14 protein-coding genes are annotated in these 15359 nt (G+C 69.6%); 3 read left to right on the top strand and 11 right to left on the bottom strand.

What is annotated here, in order from left to right; translation table 11 throughout:
* Positions 1 to 16: 16 nt before the first annotated feature.
* Together aceB and aceA are read right to left on the bottom strand one after the other, a co-directional pair.
* A complete protein-coding gene (gene aceB / locus CXQ92_RS08105; protein ID WP_104167076.1) occupies positions 17 to 1645 on the bottom strand; it encodes a malate synthase A in 1629 nt (542 codons plus the stop codon).
* A 42-nt stretch (positions 1646 to 1687) separates the two neighbouring features.
* Positions 1688 to 3022 carry an isocitrate lyase gene (gene aceA / locus CXQ92_RS08100; RefSeq protein WP_258069815.1) on the bottom strand — a complete coding sequence of 445 codons (1335 nt, stop codon included), beginning with the start codon at positions 3020 to 3022 and terminating at the stop codon, positions 1688 to 1690.
* A gap of 124 nt (positions 3023 to 3146) precedes the next feature.
* Between aceA and CXQ92_RS08095 the strand changes: the two genes are divergently transcribed.
* Entirely contained in the window at positions 3147 to 4640 is a 1494-nt protein-coding gene (locus CXQ92_RS08095; RefSeq protein ID WP_104167074.1) for a helix-turn-helix domain-containing protein, read from the top strand.
* A 34-nt stretch (positions 4641 to 4674) separates the two neighbouring features.
* On the opposite strand, the gene CXQ92_RS08090 is transcribed toward CXQ92_RS08095, so the two are convergent.
* From CXQ92_RS08090 to CXQ92_RS08065, 6 genes are all read right to left on the bottom strand, one after another.
* The gene (locus tag CXQ92_RS08090) at positions 4675 to 5250 is read right to left on the bottom strand and encodes a DUF6328 family protein (protein WP_219815700.1); all 576 of its coding nucleotides are present in this window, start codon (positions 5248 to 5250) and stop codon (positions 4675 to 4677) included.
* 10 nt (positions 5251 to 5260) lie between these two features.
* Complete coding sequence (locus tag CXQ92_RS08085; RefSeq protein WP_104167070.1) at positions 5261 to 6088, bottom strand: hydroxymethylpyrimidine/phosphomethylpyrimidine kinase; 828 nt, start codon at positions 6086 to 6088, stop codon at positions 5261 to 5263.
* Positions 6089 to 6092: 4 nt separating this feature from the next.
* Complete coding sequence (locus CXQ92_RS08080; protein WP_104167068.1) at positions 6093 to 7040, bottom strand: TIGR01777 family oxidoreductase; 948 nt, start codon at positions 7038 to 7040, stop codon at positions 6093 to 6095.
* A gap of 20 nt (positions 7041 to 7060) precedes the next feature.
* A complete protein-coding gene (locus CXQ92_RS08075) occupies positions 7061 to 7507 on the bottom strand; it encodes a hypothetical protein (protein WP_104167066.1) in 447 nt (148 codons plus the stop codon).
* A complete protein-coding gene (locus CXQ92_RS08070) occupies positions 7504 to 8169 on the bottom strand; it encodes a TetR/AcrR family transcriptional regulator (protein WP_104167064.1) in 666 nt (221 codons plus the stop codon). Before CXQ92_RS08070 ends, CXQ92_RS08075 begins: the two co-directional genes overlap by 4 nt.
* A 175-nt stretch (positions 8170 to 8344) precedes the next feature.
* A complete protein-coding gene (locus CXQ92_RS08065; protein ID WP_104167062.1) occupies positions 8345 to 10615 on the bottom strand; it encodes a L,D-transpeptidase family protein in 2271 nt (756 codons plus the stop codon).
* Positions 10616 to 10693: 78 nt separating this feature from the next.
* Between CXQ92_RS08065 and CXQ92_RS08060 the strand changes: the two genes are divergently transcribed.
* Positions 10694 to 11224 (top strand): hypothetical protein, encoded by a 531-nt coding sequence (locus CXQ92_RS08060; protein WP_104167060.1) that lies wholly within the window; start codon positions 10694 to 10696, stop codon positions 11222 to 11224.
* A 51-nt stretch (positions 11225 to 11275) separates the two neighbouring features.
* Here CXQ92_RS08060 and tgt read toward each other — a convergent pair whose 3' ends face one another.
* From tgt to CXQ92_RS08045, 3 genes are all read right to left on the bottom strand, one after another.
* The gene (gene tgt, locus CXQ92_RS08055) at positions 11276 to 12538 is read right to left on the bottom strand and encodes a tRNA guanosine(34) transglycosylase Tgt (protein WP_104168151.1); all 1263 of its coding nucleotides are present in this window, start codon (positions 12536 to 12538) and stop codon (positions 11276 to 11278) included.
* A 39-nt stretch (positions 12539 to 12577) separates the two neighbouring features.
* A complete protein-coding gene (locus CXQ92_RS08050; RefSeq protein ID WP_258069814.1) occupies positions 12578 to 13432 on the bottom strand; it encodes a DUF6707 family protein in 855 nt (284 codons plus the stop codon).
* 117 nt (positions 13433 to 13549) lie between these two features.
* Positions 13550 to 14089 (bottom strand): NUDIX hydrolase family protein, encoded by a 540-nt coding sequence (locus CXQ92_RS08045; protein WP_104167058.1) that lies wholly within the window; start codon positions 14087 to 14089, stop codon positions 13550 to 13552.
* Positions 14090 to 14394: 305 nt separating this feature from the next.
* Between CXQ92_RS08045 and CXQ92_RS18110 the strand changes: the two genes are divergently transcribed.
* Positions 14395 to 15359, top strand: a 965-nt coding sequence (locus CXQ92_RS18110) for an LGFP repeat-containing protein (protein ID WP_368784566.1), incomplete at its 3' end; no start/stop codon positions are given.

The raw sequence follows: 15359 nt of genomic DNA, 5'->3' as shown, positions 1-15359 counted from the left end.
GTTCCCCTGCAAGGGGTCACGCGGCGGCGAGCGCCCGCTCGTCCCGCAGGTACTTCGAGTACGCGGTCACGGTCAGGAAGGCGGGGAACTGCGTGCCGAGGGCCACCTCCTCGAAGACCTCGCGGGCCTCGTCGAACCGGTCGCCGTCGAACCGCGTCAGGGCCGCGAACTCCTCGTCGAGCAGATCGGTGACCCGCTCCCGGGTGATCACCTCGCCGTCGTCCGTGAGCGCGCTCGTGTAGATCCACTGCCAGATCTGCGACCGCGAGATCTCGGCCGTCGCCGCGTCCTCCATCAGGTTGTTGATGGCGGCCGCGCCGTTGCCCCGCAGCCAGGACTCGATGTACCGCACCCCGACCTCGAGGTTCTCGCGGACGCCGCGCTCCGTGATGGTGCCCGGCGTCCCGGCGATGTCGAGCAGCGCGACGTCGTCCGGGCGGACGTCGTCGCGCAGGCGGTGGAGCTGGTTCGGGCGGTCACCGAAGGCCGCGTCGAAGACCTCCATCGCCACGGGCACGAGGTCCGGGTGCGCCACCCACGATCCGTCGAAGCCGTCGTCGGCCTCGCGGGTCTTGTCCGCCCGCACCTTCTCCAGGGCAAGGGCGTTGGCCTGCTCGTCGCGCCGGTTCGGGATGAACGCCGCCATGCCGCCGATCGCGTGGGCGCCACGACGGTGGCAGGCACGGACGAGCTGCTCGGTATAGGCGCGCATGAACGGTGCCGTCATGGTGACGGCGTTACGGTCCGGCAGGACGAAGCGCGGGCCGCGGGTGCGGAAGTTCTTGATGACGGAGAAGATGTAGTCCCACCGGCCCGCGTTGAGGCCCGCCGCGTGGTCCCGCAGTTCGTACAGGATCTCCTCCATCTCGAACGCCGCCGTGATGGTCTCGATCAGCACGGTGGCGCGGATGGTGCCCTGCGGGATGCCGAGCAGCTGCTGTGCCTGGACGAAGATGTCGTTCCACAGCCGCGCCTCGAGGTGGTTCTCGATCTTCGGGAGGTAGAAGTAGGGTCCGCGTCCCTGGTCGATCAGGGTGCGGGCGTTGTGGAAGAAGTAGAGGGCGAAGTCGAACAGGCCCCCCGCCACGGCGACGTCCTGGATGAGGACGTGCCTCTCGGGCAGGTGCCAGCCGCGGGGCCGGACGACGATCGTGGGCAGCGCGTCCGCCGGGCCCTCGACCCGGTACTCCTTGCCCTCGGGCGAGGTGAACCCGATCCGTCCCGCGAGGGCGTCCCGGAGGTTCAGCTGGCCGTTGATCACGTTGGACCACGACGGCGTCGAGGAGTCCTCCATGTCGGCGAGCCAGACCTTCGCGCCGGAGTTGAGGGCGTTGATGGTCATCTTGCGGTCCACGGGGCCGGTGATCTCCACGCGGCGGTCCTCGAGTCCCGGGGCCGTCGGGGCGACCCGCCACGACGCGTCCTCACGGATGTGCCGGGTCTCGGGCAGGAAGTGCGGGTCGGCGCCGGCCGCCACGGCCTTGCGCTGACGGCACCGGTGGTCGAGGAGCTCCTCGCGGCGCTTGTGGGTGGCCCGGTGCAGCGCCTTGACGAAGTCCAGTGCCTCGCGGGTCAGGATCTCGCCCTGGCGGCGGATGGGCGGCGCGGTGAGGGTGATGCCGTTCAGGGTGTAGGGGTCGTTCATGGTGTGCTCCTGGGAGGTCGGATGCCGATGCTGCGGGGAGGGTCAGTGGAACTGCTGCGTCTCGGTGGAGCCGGCGAGCGCGAGCGTGCTGCCGCCGGGGTTGAGAGCCGTGGCCACCTGGTCGAAGTAGCCGGTGCCGACCTCGCGCTGATGACGGGTGGCGGTGTAGCCGCGGGACTCGGCGGCGAACTCGCGCTCCTGCAGGTCCACGTAGGCGCTCATGCCATTGCGGGCGTAGCCGTGAGCGAGGTCGAACATCGAGTAGTTGAGGGCGTGGAAGCCCGCGAGGGTGATGAACTGGAACGTGAACCCCATGGCGCCGAGCTCGCGCTGGAACGTGGCGATCGTGGCGTCGTCGAGGTGCTTGCGCCAGTTGAACGACGGCGAGCAGTTGTAGGCGAGCATCTGGTCCGGGAACTCCGCCTTGATCCCTTCGGCGAAGCGCCGCGCCAGGCCGAGGTCCGGGGTGCCGGTCTCCATCCAGAGCAGGTCCGCGTACGGCGCGTAGGCCCGGCCGCGGGCGATGCACGCCTCGAGGCCGTTGCGCACGTGGTAGAAGCCCTCGGGCGTGCGCTCGCCGGTGACGAACGGCTGGTCCCGCTCGTCGACGTCGGACGTGATGAGCGTGGCGGCCTCGGCGTCGGTGCGGGCGACGATGACCGACGGCGTCCCCGCGACGTCGGCCGCGAGCCGCGCCGCGTTCAGGGTCCGCACGTGCTGCTGGGTGGGGATCAGGACCTTGCCGCCGAGGTGCCCGCACTTCTTCTCCGACGCGAGCTGGTCCTCCCAGTGGATGCCGGCGGCACCGGCCTGGATCATCGACTTCATGAGTTCGTAGGCGTTGAGCGGCCCGCCGAAGCCGGCCTCGGCGTCGGCGACGATCGGCACGAGCCAGTCCTCGACGGTCGAGGTGCCCTCGGCCCATTCGATCTGGTCGGCGCGGAGCAGCGCGTTGTTGATGCGGCGGACGACGGTGGGCACGGAGTTCGCCGGGTACAGCGACTGGTCCGGGTAGGTCTGCCCGGCGTTGTTGGCGTCCGCAGCCACCTGCCAGCCGGAGAGGTAGATGGCGCGCAGTCCGGCCTTGACCTGCTGCACGGCCTGGTTGCCGGTGAGGGCGCCGAGGGCGTTGGTGTACCCGCCGGTGCGGGCCTCGTCGGTGAGCTGGCGCCACAGCTTCTCGGCGCCGCGCCGCGCGAGCGTGTGTTCCTCCTGGACGGTGCCGCGCAGGCGGACGACGTCGGCTGTCGAGTAGTCGCGCCGTACGCCTTCCCAGCGCGCATCGGCCGACCACTCGAGGTCCAGTTCCCGGGCGGCGTCCGCTGCCGGGCCCTGCAGCCCGGTGGAGGGATTCGAGGGGGAGGGTTCCTGCGTCATTGCTATCTCCTTCGTGGGTGGCCGGCTGCCCCGGCGGGTGTGGAATCAACAATTCGCCACTCCTGCCGACGTTCCTACCCTCCGGCTCTGGCAAGAAACGCACTTCTTCGCTTATCGTCAAGAAATGACGACTTCCGCCTGGACCCAGCCCGCCTCGGGGACCTCCGCAACCCCGCCGGGCGTCGGCGGGGAGGCACTGGACCTCATCAGCCTGGGGCGGCGTGTGCGGCACCTCCGCAAGGCCAAGGACCTGACCCTCGATGACCTGGGCGCCGCCGTCGGCACGGTCGCGTCGCAGCTGTCCCTCGTGGAGAACGGCAAGCGGGAGCCCAAGCTCGGCATGCTCCAGCGGCTCGCGGCGGCGCTCGGGGTGACGATCGACGAACTGCTCGGCGCGGAGCCGCCGTCGCGCCGGGCCGCCCTGGAGATCGCGCTGGAGCGCGCACAGCGCGGCCCCCTCTACGAGTCGCTGGGGTTGCCGAAGGTCCGCATCTCGTCGAGGCTGCCGGTGGAGGTGCTGGAATCACTCGTGGGCCTGCAGGGAGAGCTCGAGCGCCGGTTGAACGAGCAGGTGGCCACGCCGGAGGAGGCGCGGCGGGCCAACGCCGAACTGCGTGCCGTCATGCGGGAGCGGAACAACTACTTCCAGGAGATCGAGGTCCAGGCGCAGACCGTGCTCGACGCCGTCGGGTACAGCACGGGGCCCGTGTCCCAGCACCTGATCGCGGACATCGCCGCGCATCTCGGCTTCTCCCTGCACCACGTGGGCGACCTCCCGCATTCCACCCGGTCCGTCACGGACCTCAAGAACCGGCGCATCTACCTCACGCAGTCGCAGCGGACCGATCACGACCCCCGCTCGGTGCTGCTGCAGGCGCTCGGGCACTACGTCCTGGAGCACCGGACACCCGAGAACTACGGCGAATTCCTGCGCCAACGGGTCGCCACCAACTACTTCGCCGCGGCGCTCCTGCTCCCGGAGCGGCCCACCGTCGAGTTCCTGAAGCGGGCGAAGGCGGCGAAGGAGATCTCCGTGGAGGACATCCGCGACAACTTCGCGGTGTCCTACGAGACGGCCGCGCACCGCTTCACGAACCTCGCCACCGAGCACCTCGACATCCCCACGCACTTCCAGAAGACGCACAAGAGCGGCATCATCTACAAGGCCTACGAGAACGACGGCGTGACCTTCCCCCAGGACCACACCGGCGCCATCGAGGGTCAGCCGTCGTGCCGCCGCTGGACCTCACGCGTGGTGTTCGACGTCCAGGACAAGTTCCGCGCGTACAACCAGTACACGGACACCCCGAGCGGCACCTACTGGTGCACGGCGCGGACCGAGCGGGCGGCGAGCGGCGAGTTCTCGCTCAGCATCGGGGTGCCGTACGCGCACGTGAAATGGTTCCGCGGACGGGATACGGACATCCGCGAGAAGTCCTTCTGTCCCGACGAGTCATGCTGCCGCCGGCCGCCCGCGGATCTCGCGCGGGAGTGGGCCGGGCATGCCTGGCCGAGCGCGCGAGCCCACTCGCACCTGCTCGCGGCGATGCCGCCGGGGGCGTTCCCGGGCGTCGACGAGACCGAGGTGTACGCGTTCCTCGCGGCGCACTCGCGCTGACGCGGGGCGCTTGCCGACCGCCCTCGGCGGCGGATCAGCGGCGCTTCGTGAGCGCGCGACGGCGGAGGGCCAGGGGGTAGGCGATCCAGAGGACCGCCTCCACGAGCAGGAGCGCTCCTGCCACGACGAGGCCGGCGGTCCGGCCCAGCACGAGGTCGAAGACCAGCCACAGGGTCCCCGCGAGGACCAGTCCCACGAGCGCCGTGGCCACCGGGATGATCGCGGAGGTGTGCCTGACCAGCGTCCCCTTGACATGGAGGCGGAACAGCGCCCGGTGCAGGTTCACGGTGGACAGCAACAGTGCCTGGATCAGCACGGACAGGCACAGCAGGCACAGGTAGACGGCCACCTGGAGGTCGTCGAGCTCCTCGAAGCGGCGCTGGAAGGGCAGGACCAGCAGGAACCCTGCCAGGATCTGGATGCCGGCCTGCATCACGCGCAGCTCCTGCAGCATCTCCTGCCAGTTGCGGTCCAGGCGCTGGTTCCCGCTCTCGCCGCGTCGGTCGTCGTGCACGGGACGCCGCGCCGAAGATCCCCGCCCGCCGGCGGCGCCGGCCGGAGCCGGGGTGGCCCCTGCTCCGGTGCTCTCCTGCCCCGCGGCGGCGCCCATCGCGTGCCGGCTACCGGGCGGACCCCGCGCCGCCCTGCCAGACGGCATCGAACGGGGCGTTGGAGGCGATGCGGTTGCGGATACCCTCGGTCACGAAGGCCTTGGCCGTGCGGGCGGCGTCCAGCGGTGTCGAGCCCTTCGCGAGTTCCGCGGTGATCGCCGCTGCGAGGGTACAGCCGGCGCCGCTGACGGCGACCTCGCCCACCTTGGGGGAGGACAAGACCTCGAGCGTCTCGCCGTCGAAGTAGACGTCGACGGCGTCCGGGCCGTCGATGCGCACGCCGCCCTTGGCGAGGACCACGGCACCACTCCGGCGGTGGATGATCCGGGCAGCCTCCTCCAGGTCCTCGAGTGACCCGATGCTGATGCCGGAAAGCGACTCCGCCTCGAAGTGGTTCGGGGTGACGAAGGTCGCCAGCGGCAGGATGTTCGCCTTGAGTGCCTCGTCGGTGTCGAGCGCGGCGCCGGGCTCCTGCCCCTTGCAGATGAGCACCGGATCCAGGACCACGTTGTCCCACTCCTGGCTCGTCAGTGCGGAGGCCACGGTGTCGATGGTCGCCGGGGTGCCGAGCATGCCCAGCTTGACGGTGCGCAGGGGGTAGCAGGACTGGATGGCCTCGAGCTGGTCCGCGATGACCTGCTGGTCCACCGGGACGAAGCGGTGCTGCCACTCGTTCTTCGGGTCGAAGGAGACGATGCAGGTGAGGGCCACGACGCCGTAGACGCCGAGCTCCTGGAACGTCTTGAGATCCGCCTGGGCTCCTGCGCCGCCCGTGGCCTCGGAACCGGCGATGGTGAGGGTGACGGCGGGGGCTGCGGAGGGCTGGAGTTCGGACATCGTCCTAGTCTGCCCGACTCGGCTCCACGGCGGCCACCCGGTCCGGGGTGAGGATGTCGTCGAGCGCCGGTCCCAGCGTCGGATGGTCGAAGGTGAAGCCGGCGTCGACGAGCTTGCGCGGGGCCACCCACCGGCTCTTGAGGACCAGCTCTGCTTCCGTCCGGATGATCCTGCCGCCCAGCTCGAGGAGCCATACCGGGGTGGGGAGCCCGACCGGGATGCGGAGGCGCGTGCGGAGGGCGGCCATGAGCTCGGCGTTGGTGACGACGTCGGGGGCCGCCGCGTTCACCGGCCCGTTCAGCGAGGACGTCCCGGCGATGAACACGATGGCACGGAAGACGTCGTCGAGGTGGATCCAGCTGAACTTCTGCGTCCCCGGACCCATCGGGCCGCCGAGCCGGGTCCTCGCCAGCATGACCAGCGGCGTCATCACGCTTCCGGGTCCGAGCACGATCGACAGGCGCAGGGCCACCTTCCGGATGCCCGGCACGTCCGCGTCGGACAGCGCCTGCTCCCAGGCCCGCGCGACCGACACCGAGAAACCGGTGCCGAGGTCACCGTCGTGCTCCGTCTGGGGCCTGTCGGTGGCGTGGCGGTAGATCGTGCCGGTGCTCGCGTTGATCCAGACACCCGGCGGCGTGCCGCCGTTCCGGCGACACAGTGCGAGGGCTCGGCCGAGTTCCTCCGTGGTGTCGACCCGGGAGGAGAAGATCGCGTCGGCGTTCCGCCTGTTGTACCGGCAGTCGACGCTGCGTCCGGCCAGGTTGACGAGGAGGTCGACGCCGTCGAGCGCCTCCGCGATGGCGTCCGTGTCCCCCCAGGTCACGCGCCCGGACCGGCCGATCGTCCGGACCTCTGTCCCGAGGGCACGGAAACGCCGGACCAGGTCCGCCCCAATAAATCCCGAGGCTCCGGCGATGACCACCGTTCGGGTGGTCGTGTCGTCATACATGGCAGGGTTCGTTGCAGGGTTCATTGCTCGGTTCCGTGCACGTGGACCAGCTTCCAGACGCTGGCACGGGCCAGGGCGCCCGCACCTCCGATGATCAGGGCGATGGGGAGGCTCTCGAGGAGCACCCGGGAGGGGGACAGCAGGGTGATGATGACGAAGGACACCAGGGTGAAGCCGGCGAAGAAGACCCCGATGTGCACCCACTGGTTGGCGACGGGGCGCAGCAGGAGCCCGAGCACGATGCCGAGGGGCAGGCCGGTGATCACGCCGACGCCGACGCCGTACCAGAGTGCCAGGAGGAAGACGCCCGGGGCGTCGGGCCCCCAGGAGAGGGCGAAGGCCAGCGCGAGGGTGGAGAGTCCCACGAGGAACCCGACGGCGACGGCGCCGATCCCGAACGTCACCCGATGGCGGGGGTTCGGTGCGCGCCGCCCGGCGTCGCCCGTTCCTGCCGGGTCCTCCGTCATTGCCGGGTCCCCCGGATCAGCTGCACGATGTCCTCGACGATCTTCCGCACCACGGGAAGCCGGGAGAGGATCACGAGCTTCGAGAGGAGCGGCGCGGCCTGGTCGATGAGCCGGCGCGTCCGGATCTGGTCGGGGGAGGAGTCGTAGACCCAGAAGAGGGTGATGCCCATGTAGGCGTACCAGAGGAGTTCGGGGAGGTCGTCCCGGATGGCCAGGGGCGGCTGCGGCCGCGACATCGCCACGGCCTGCCTGAAGAGCGAGATGGCGCGGGCCCGGGCCACGGCGGACTCGCTGCCGAACGGGCTCGTCGTCGCGGACGGCTTGATGGCGATGTTGATGAAGTTCGAACCGAAGTCGTGGTACGGACCCATCACGCCCACCCCCGTGTTCAGGACGATCCGCAGGAGTTCACCGAGATTCTGGCCCTCGCGGAGACGGGGGAGGGCCAGCGAGCGGTGTTCCTCCTGGAGGCTGCGGTACAGCTCGTGGACGAGGTCGTCCTTCGAGGCGAAGTAGTAGTAGGCGCTCCCGGTGGAGACGTCCGCGGCGGCGGCGATGGCCCGCATGGTGGTCTTCTCGTAGCCGTGCTCGCGGAACAGCCGGAGCGCGGTGGAGACCAGCAACTCCCGGGTCGCTTCGCTCTTGGCCGTCGGCGAGGGCATCGGTCTCCTTTTTCGAACGTGTTCAATTCCGAGTGTAAACCAGAACTGAACACGTTCGAATCCGGGCCGTGGCAGAGGGTCCCCCGTTCGTCCGGAGCACGCGGAGGGGTCCCCGGAACGGGAGAACCCCCGCCGGTTTCCCGTCGGGGGTCCTCTCGGTGCGGCAGGAGTGCTGCTACCGGAACAGGTCCGATGCGACGCCCATGATGATGCGGTCCCCGGGCGTCGACTTCCTCAGGTAGTCCACGACGGCCCAGTCGTCGAGCGCGATGCACCCGGCCGTCGGAACCTTGTTCTGGTGCAGGAAGATGGCGAAGCCTGCATCCTGGACGATGGGTGAGTCCGGCGGCCGGTTGTAGTTGATCACGGCGCCCTGACGGTAATCGTGGGTCGCCCGTGTCGCGAAGTACCACATGTCCTCGTCGTAGCCCACCCAGGTGGAGGACTCGAAGTACTTGTTGTAGGTGCTCGTGTAGGGGTTGCCGCCCCAGCGAGAGCGGGGGTTGAGCGTGCGGTAGGGCAGCGCGGTGCCGGGGTTGCCCAGGCCGAAGGCCTCGGTCACGGAGTAGGACCCGGTGGGGGAGTAGTTGAAGCGGGTCGGCCCGGAGGGGACTCCCGGCCGCTTGAAGCCGCTGGCTCCTACCGTCGCGTCCGTCTGCCAGTCGGTGACATAGGTTCCCGCCACCCGCTGGCAGTACACGGCCTTGGCGGAACTCTGGCCGTACCCGCCGGCGATGGTGAGAAGGACCCTCTTCGCGCCGCCCGTCGGGTACTTGGAACGCCCATTGTTGAGCGTGGTGCATTCGGTGTGCCGGTGATCCCGGCTGGCGGAGCCGTTCCAAGAGATGTAGCCGCCCTGGAAGGGTTGCACGCACGTGCCGCCCTCGCAGCGCTCCGGCGTCAGGGGGTAGGCGAGGTAGCTCAGCTGCCGGCCCATCGCTTCGTATCTGGTCTTCATGCCTCCGCGCACGGGCTGGGACCCGGTCGCGGGTGACCAGAGGATCACGCCACCCTGGAACCGCTGGTAGCAGCCACCGTTGCGCTGTCCGCAGACTTCGGCTTCCAGCGGGTAGCCCAGGTAGCCGGTGTGGGCGCCCTGGTTCCTGTAGCGGGCACCGATGTCGCCGTTCGTCGAATGTCCGCCCGTCGCCGGGGACCAGTAGGTCGAGCCGCCCTGGTACTTCTGGACGCACCCGCCGTTCGGCTGTCCACACACCTCGTTCTCGAGGGGGTAGCCGAGTACACCGTTCTGGGCGCCGCGCGCTGCCCAGGCGGAGAGCATCCCGCCGCGGCTGATGTGGGCGCCTGTTGCGGATGACCAGGAGATCACCCCGCGCTGGTAGGTCTGCTTGCAGCCGGCCGACCGCAGTCCGCAGGTCTCTTTGGACGTCGGATAACCGAGCCAGCCGTTCTCTGCGCCGGTCCGCGAATACGCGCCGCCGATCGCTCCGGGGGCCCATACCCCGTAGGCGCCGGACGACGCGGACCACATGATCCTGAGTCCGCCGAACTCCTGGACGCAGCCGTTGTCCCGCTTGCCGCATATCTCGGCCGAGGACGGGTAGCCGACGGCAGCGTAGCCGCCGTACAGGTTGTACAGCGCGCCACCGACGGCACCCCGGGTCCATACCCGCTGGTGCCCGGCCGTCGTGCTCCAGGTGAGGTCGATCCCGCTGGAGAACCGCTGGGAGCAGCCGCCCGGGGTGCACTGTTCATCGGTGATCGGGTAGCCGAAGGCGCGCAGGCCCCCGCCGGCTGCCCACCGGGGGCCGGTGTTGCCGGAGGCGAGCAGTACGGCGTGCGCTCCGGTGGAGGGGGTGTAGTGGATCTCTCCACCGACGAAGGTCTCCACGCAGTGTCCTGCGGTGCAGGATTCGTTGGACGTCGGTTCTCCCAGCACACCTCCGGCCCCGCCGAGCGCCCTCCACTTGGCGGCAATGCCTCCGATGGGGGTGAAGGGGCCTGCTGCGGCAGCGCCGACCTCGGAGTCTCGTGCGTCCGCCGGGGCAGTCGGCTCCTGCGCCTCGGGCACCGCCGGTGCGGTTCCCTCCGGTGCGGTTCCCTCAGGTGGGACGTCACTTCCCGGGCCGGCCGGGGCGACCGGCGCCTGGTCCGACGGTTCAGCCGGGTCCGGGACCGCAGGCGCCGTTGTCGCTGGACGCTCGGACGGGACCGTCCCGGAGGTCGACGGCTCCGGAACTGCTTCCGGGCTCTCGGGCGCGGGTGTCCGCAGCCCGGCAGCAGGGGGAGTCGTGCCCGGATCGGCCGTCGCCGGGGGTGTGGTTGCGGGAGGGCTCTGCTCCGTGCTCGTGACGGAGGGCGCGGGCGCCGCGGCCGCACCCGGAGCGAGTCCGGAGAGGAGGAGCGCGGTCAGCGAGACTACAGCGAGCGCGCGCGCCGGAAGGGACGTGGATGAATGGTTCACCGGGAGACAACCGCCTGACATGTGGAAGATGCTGGGGCCCCATCGGCGAAGGCGTCAGCGCGGACTTCAGCCGTGCCGCCGGCTGGTACTGTTCGTTCGATGCGCGCGCGGCCGGCCACGCTGCTGGTGCTGCCGACCGCGACGACGACGGAGAACGTCACCTCGGTGTCGGCCGTGTTCGTCAGCGTCCCGGAGAAGGACCAGACGCCCGCTGCATCCGCCGCGCACACCACATCGCCGAGGGCCTCATTGGCGATGGCGGTGGGACTCGCGGGCACGGACTCCATGCCGGTTTCGAGGGTTGCCTCGACACTCGGTCCCGGATCCGGGGCGACCGTTGCCGGCGGACCCGGTGCCGTCGCCGTAGCCCCCGACGTCGTCGCCGGGACGGACGGTTCGGGAGCCGTCGTCGATCCCGGGGCCGACGGTCCTGATGCCGGTGCGCCCGGCGCATCGGCGGGCGGCGAAGTGCAGCCGGAAAGGGCGAGGACGCCCGCGGCCGTCCACAAGAAGAGCGGCGTGGGACTCCGCATTGTTCCCCCATTTCCTGCCGTGAACTCCACGTTCGGGAACCAGGGGCTTCTGACCGGGAATATCGTACAGTCGGAGATTATCAGCGATCTCCCGTGATCCGGCCCGTAATTCGACAAGAATTCCGCAGCTTCCTGTCAGGAACGAGTTCTACCGGTAGTAGGACCCCAGCACTTCGGCTTTCAATTCGTTGAACGTCCCGTTGTCGATGGCCTCGCGGGCGTCGTCGACCATGCGCACGACGAATCGTTCGTTATGGATCGAGATGAGGGTCGCGGACACCATTTCCTTCGCCTTGAACAGGTGATGGATGTAGGCGCGTGAATAGTTCCCGCAGGTGTAGCAGTCGCATCCGTCGACGAGGGGCGTGAAATCCCGCTTGAACCGTGCGTTGGAGAGATTCCAGCGGCCGTGGGGGGTGTAGAACGCGGAATTGCGGGCCACCCGGGTGGGCGAGACGCAGTCGAAGGTGTCCGCGCCGTTCTCGATCGCGGTGAAGAGGTCGTCGGGCTCCGAGATGCCGAGCAGATGGCGCGGCTTGTCCTCGGGCAGCTCGTCGCTGCACCAGCCGAGGATCGTCCCGAGATTCTCCTTCTCGAGGGCACCGCCGATGCCGAACCCGTCGAAGTCCATGGCGCCGAGATCGGCGGACGCCTTCCGTCGGAGATCCTCGTACTGTGCGCCCTGGATGACCCCGAACAAGGCCTGGTAGGGGCGGTGGCTGCGCTCCTCGGTGAGCCGCTGGTGTTCGACGATGCACCGCTGGGCCCAGAGCCGGGTCCGTTCGAGGGACTCCTCCTGGTAGCCGCGCGAATTCATGAGGGTGGTCAGCTCGTCGAAGGCGAACATGATGTCCGCACCGAGCTGGTGCTGCACCTGCATGGAGATCTCCGGCGTGAAGCGGTGGCGGTCGCCGTTGAGGTGGCTCTTGAACCAGACGCCGTCGTCGTCGATGTGCGCGAGGCGCTCCTTGCCGACGGCGACGCGGTCGTCGGCGCCCGCCTTGTCCGAGTCCACCGGGACGTCCATGGTGATCACCTTCTTGAAGCCCGATCCGAGGCTCATGACCTGGAAGCCGCCGGAGTCGGTGAAGGTGGGGCCGGGCCAGTTCATGAACGCACCGAGCCCGCCGGCCTCGTCGAGGATGTCCGCGCCCGGCTGCAGGTACAGGTGGTAGGCGTTGGCGAGCAGTGCCTGGGCGCCGAGCTCGGCCATCGCCGCGGGCAGCACGGCCTTCACGGTCGCCTTGGTGCCCACCGGGATGAAGGCGGGCGTGCGGATCTCGCCGTGCGGGGTGGTGATCGTCCCGGTGCGCCCGTGCCGCGGCCCGCCGCTCCCGGCTCCCGGCGTCGTGTCCTCGAGGCGGTGACGGACGGAGAAGGCGAACGAGGACTGCTGGGACTGTGGATGCACCACCCCATTTTGCCAGCCCGACGGCGGTCGGCCCGACCGCTACCGGTCGGCGAGCTGCGCGTTGAGGGCGGCGACGGCGGCGAGCTCCGCGGCGATGCGCCGCTCCAGCACGTCCCGGCTCAGTGTCTCGGAGCCGCCGTGGGCGCGCAGGTAGAGCAGGACGCCGATGCGGAGCACGCGCCAGTCGCGTTCGACGTCGATCCGTCCGGCGGTTGAGGCACGGAGGATCTCGGGGTCGTAGACATTGGGTTCGTTGAGCTGCCGCTGCCGGTACATGGCGCTGGTCTTGGCGCGCAGCGGGTCCGTCTCGGCGTCGTCGGCCGCGCGGATCGCGGCGGAGTAGCGGAGGGAGCGCTCCTCGTCGTGCCGGGTGAGGTAGGCGGCGATCGCGAGGCCGCCCTCGATCCACTTCCAGCGGCCGAAGTTGCCGTCGAACGGCAGCTCCGCCAGGAGGTCGGCGATGCCCAGGGCCGCTGCGGCGTCGCCCTCGTCGACGAACAGGGCCAGCGCGAGCTGGTGCAGGTCCTGGAGGTTGCTGCCGGACTTGAGGTTGATGCCGCGGGCCAACCGCCCGGCGACGTCCTGGATGTCCGTGCTGTCCGGGTGCGCCTGGGCCACCTGGGCGACGAGCGCTTCGGGGGATCCGTGGTCGGCGGCGACGGCGGAGACCCCGATCTCGGCGTCCGCGGGCTCCACATAGACCATCGAGCCCGTGGCGATCGTGATGCGGTGGTCTCCGGCGACCGTCGCGACGACGAGTGCGGGCACCCCGAAGTCGTCGTTCTCGATCCCGATCGCCGTGACCTCGGCCGTGTCCCCGCCGTCGGGGAGCGCCAGCACATCACCGGCCGCCAGCATCTCCGCTGGGACCGCGCGCAGTCCTGCCCTGTCCACCCTGTTAACCATCATGTACGTCGTGCCAACCTCTGCCTCTAGCCCCCTGGATGTTCCCGGCGCCCCAGCGCGCCCATACGACGATACGGGAACGAGGAGCCGGCAAGTGCCGTCGGCTCAGCGTCCCCAGCCGGCGTGGGCGAGTGCCTGGCGCAGCAGGTCCGCGCGTCCTCCCGAGAACTCGGCCTGGATCGACGGGCTCAGCGCCTCGGACGGCGTCAGCCAGGACAGTTCCAGCGCATCCTGGCGCGGGTTGCACTCCCCGGTGACGGGGATCAGGTACGCGAGGGCGACGGCGTGCTGGCGGTCGTCGGTCAGTCCCGTCTCCGAGGGGGAGGGGAAGTACTCGGCGATCGTGAACGGCACGGGCGACGGCGGCAGCTGGGGCAGGGCCAGCGGCCCCAGGTCCTTCTCGAGGTGTCGCAGCAGCGCGGCCCGGATGGTCTCCCGGTACATGACGCGTCCTGAGACGAAGGTGCGCACCATCTCGCCCTGCTCGCTGGCCTGCAGCAGCAGTCCCACCTCGTTCACGTACCCGAGGGCGTCGCACCGCACGGGAATCGCCTCCACGTACACCATCGGCAGGCGGCGGCGGGCCTCGTACAGGTCATCTTCGGAGAGCCAACCCGGATTGGGGTCAGGGGTACGAACGTTCATACCCCAGTTCTATCGCAGTGCCTCCGCCCGGGGCAGGCGGCGCGCGGTTCTTCGGCCAGCGGCTGAATCCGCGCGGAGGTGCAGGAGCGGTCGAGGAACTCCTCGCCCGACAAAGGCAGGCCGACGCGGTCTCCGGGTTCGGACGGAAAGCCGCTGTCGAAGAATTCCCTGCCCGATTGGTGGTCACAAGAGCGCGATACGCCCGTATAGTCACCGAAACACGGAACGAAACAGGCAGGCGGGGTGATCGTTCCGTATTGACGCATCAGGGTCTCAGTAACGCTTTCGCGAGTTATGGGGTCTTGATGTCCAGGATGATGAGGCTCGGCGCCGTTGCTGTAGCAACCTTTGTTCTGTGGTCGGGGGCGGGGGCTCTTGCACCCCCCGCGCAGGCGGCCGTCCCGCCGCAACCCCCACCCCTGCTCCGGGTCGCGGGCTACACCGTCGATGGCCAGACGTACCTCAAATGGAACGCCAACCGCGCCGTGCTCGGCGACCCCCTCGGCTACAAGAGCTGTGACGGGATCAGTTGCTCCCAGCGCTTCCAGAAAGGCCATGTCCTCTGGACCCGAAGCACCGGCGCGCAGATCGTGCTCGACGACGCCATCGGTGCCCGGTACTCGGCCACCGGGTGGACCAGGGGTTTCCTGGGCTTCCCCACCGGCGACGCCGGCGGGCTCTCCGTACGTGGCGGCCGACTCCAGCACTTCCAGAACGGGTACATCTACTGGTCGCCTGCGACCGGAGCCCAGACCGTCTTCGGCGGCATCAGGAGCTACTACGCCGCCAACCGGTACGAGCGCGGCTTCCTGGGCTATCCCACGTCCGGAGAGGTCGCCGTCCCGAACGGCGTGCGGCAGGACTTCGAGGGCGGCAAGGTCTTCTGGTCCCGCGGCCAGGTCTTCGCCACCACCAACGGTGGCATCCAGACCTACTACGAGCAGAAGGGCGGCGCCCACTCCTTCCTCGGCCTGCCGACCGGCAACAAGACCGGCTGGCAGGGTGGGTACTCCCAGAGCTTCCAGAACGGCTACGTGAACTGGTCGCCTGCGACCGGAGCCCGTGCCGTCATCGGCGGCATCAGGAGCTACTACGCCGCCAACCGGTACGAGCGCGGCTTCCTGGGCTATCCCACGTCCGGAGAGGTCGCCGTCCCGAACGGCGTGCGGCAGGACTTCGAGGGCGGCAAGGTCTTCTGGTCCCGCGGCCAGGTCTTCGCCACCACCAACGGTGGCATCCAGACCTACTACGAGCAGAAGGGCGGCGCCCA

It is taken from the genome of Arthrobacter sp. SX1312, assembly GCF_002929295.1.
Classification (GTDB): Bacteria; Actinomycetota; Actinomycetes; order Actinomycetales; family Micrococcaceae; genus Arthrobacter_D.
The sequence above is the reverse complement of the archived record's forward strand: the minus strand, read 5'-3'. Positions and strand labels throughout refer to the sequence as shown.

Excerpts from the sequence above, each read along its gene's own strand:
- CXQ92_RS08085 (WP_104167070.1), bottom strand. The coding sequence starts at position 6,088 with ATGTCCGAACTCCAGCCCTCCGCAGCCCCCGCCGTCACCCTCACCATC.
- CXQ92_RS08080 (WP_104167068.1), bottom strand. The coding sequence starts at position 7,040 with ATGTATGACGACACGACCACCCGAACGGTGGTCATCGCCGGAGCCTCG.
- CXQ92_RS08075 (WP_104167066.1), bottom strand. The coding sequence starts at position 7,507 with ATGACGGAGGACCCGGCAGGAACGGGCGACGCCGGGCGGCGCGCACCG.
- CXQ92_RS08065 (WP_104167062.1), bottom strand. The coding sequence starts at position 10,615 with ATGTCAGGCGGTTGTCTCCCGGTGAACCATTCATCCACGTCCCTTCCG.
- CXQ92_RS08045 (WP_104167058.1), bottom strand. The coding sequence starts at position 14,089 with ATGAACGTTCGTACCCCTGACCCCAATCCGGGTTGGCTCTCCGAAGAT.
- aceB (WP_104167076.1), bottom strand. The coding sequence starts at position 1,645 with ATGAACGACCCCTACACCCTGAACGGCATCACCCTCACCGCGCCGCCC.
- CXQ92_RS08060 (WP_104167060.1), top strand. The coding sequence starts at position 10,694 with ATGCGCGCGCGGCCGGCCACGCTGCTGGTGCTGCCGACCGCGACGACG.
- aceA (WP_258069815.1), bottom strand. The coding sequence starts at position 3,022 with ATGACGCAGGAACCCTCCCCCTCGAATCCCTCCACCGGGCTGCAGGGC.
- CXQ92_RS08090 (WP_219815700.1), bottom strand. The coding sequence starts at position 5,250 with ATGGGCGCCGCCGCGGGGCAGGAGAGCACCGGAGCAGGGGCCACCCCG.
- CXQ92_RS08095 (WP_104167074.1), top strand. The coding sequence starts at position 3,147 with ATGACGACTTCCGCCTGGACCCAGCCCGCCTCGGGGACCTCCGCAACC.
- CXQ92_RS08070 (WP_104167064.1), bottom strand. The coding sequence starts at position 8,169 with ATGCCCTCGCCGACGGCCAAGAGCGAAGCGACCCGGGAGTTGCTGGTC.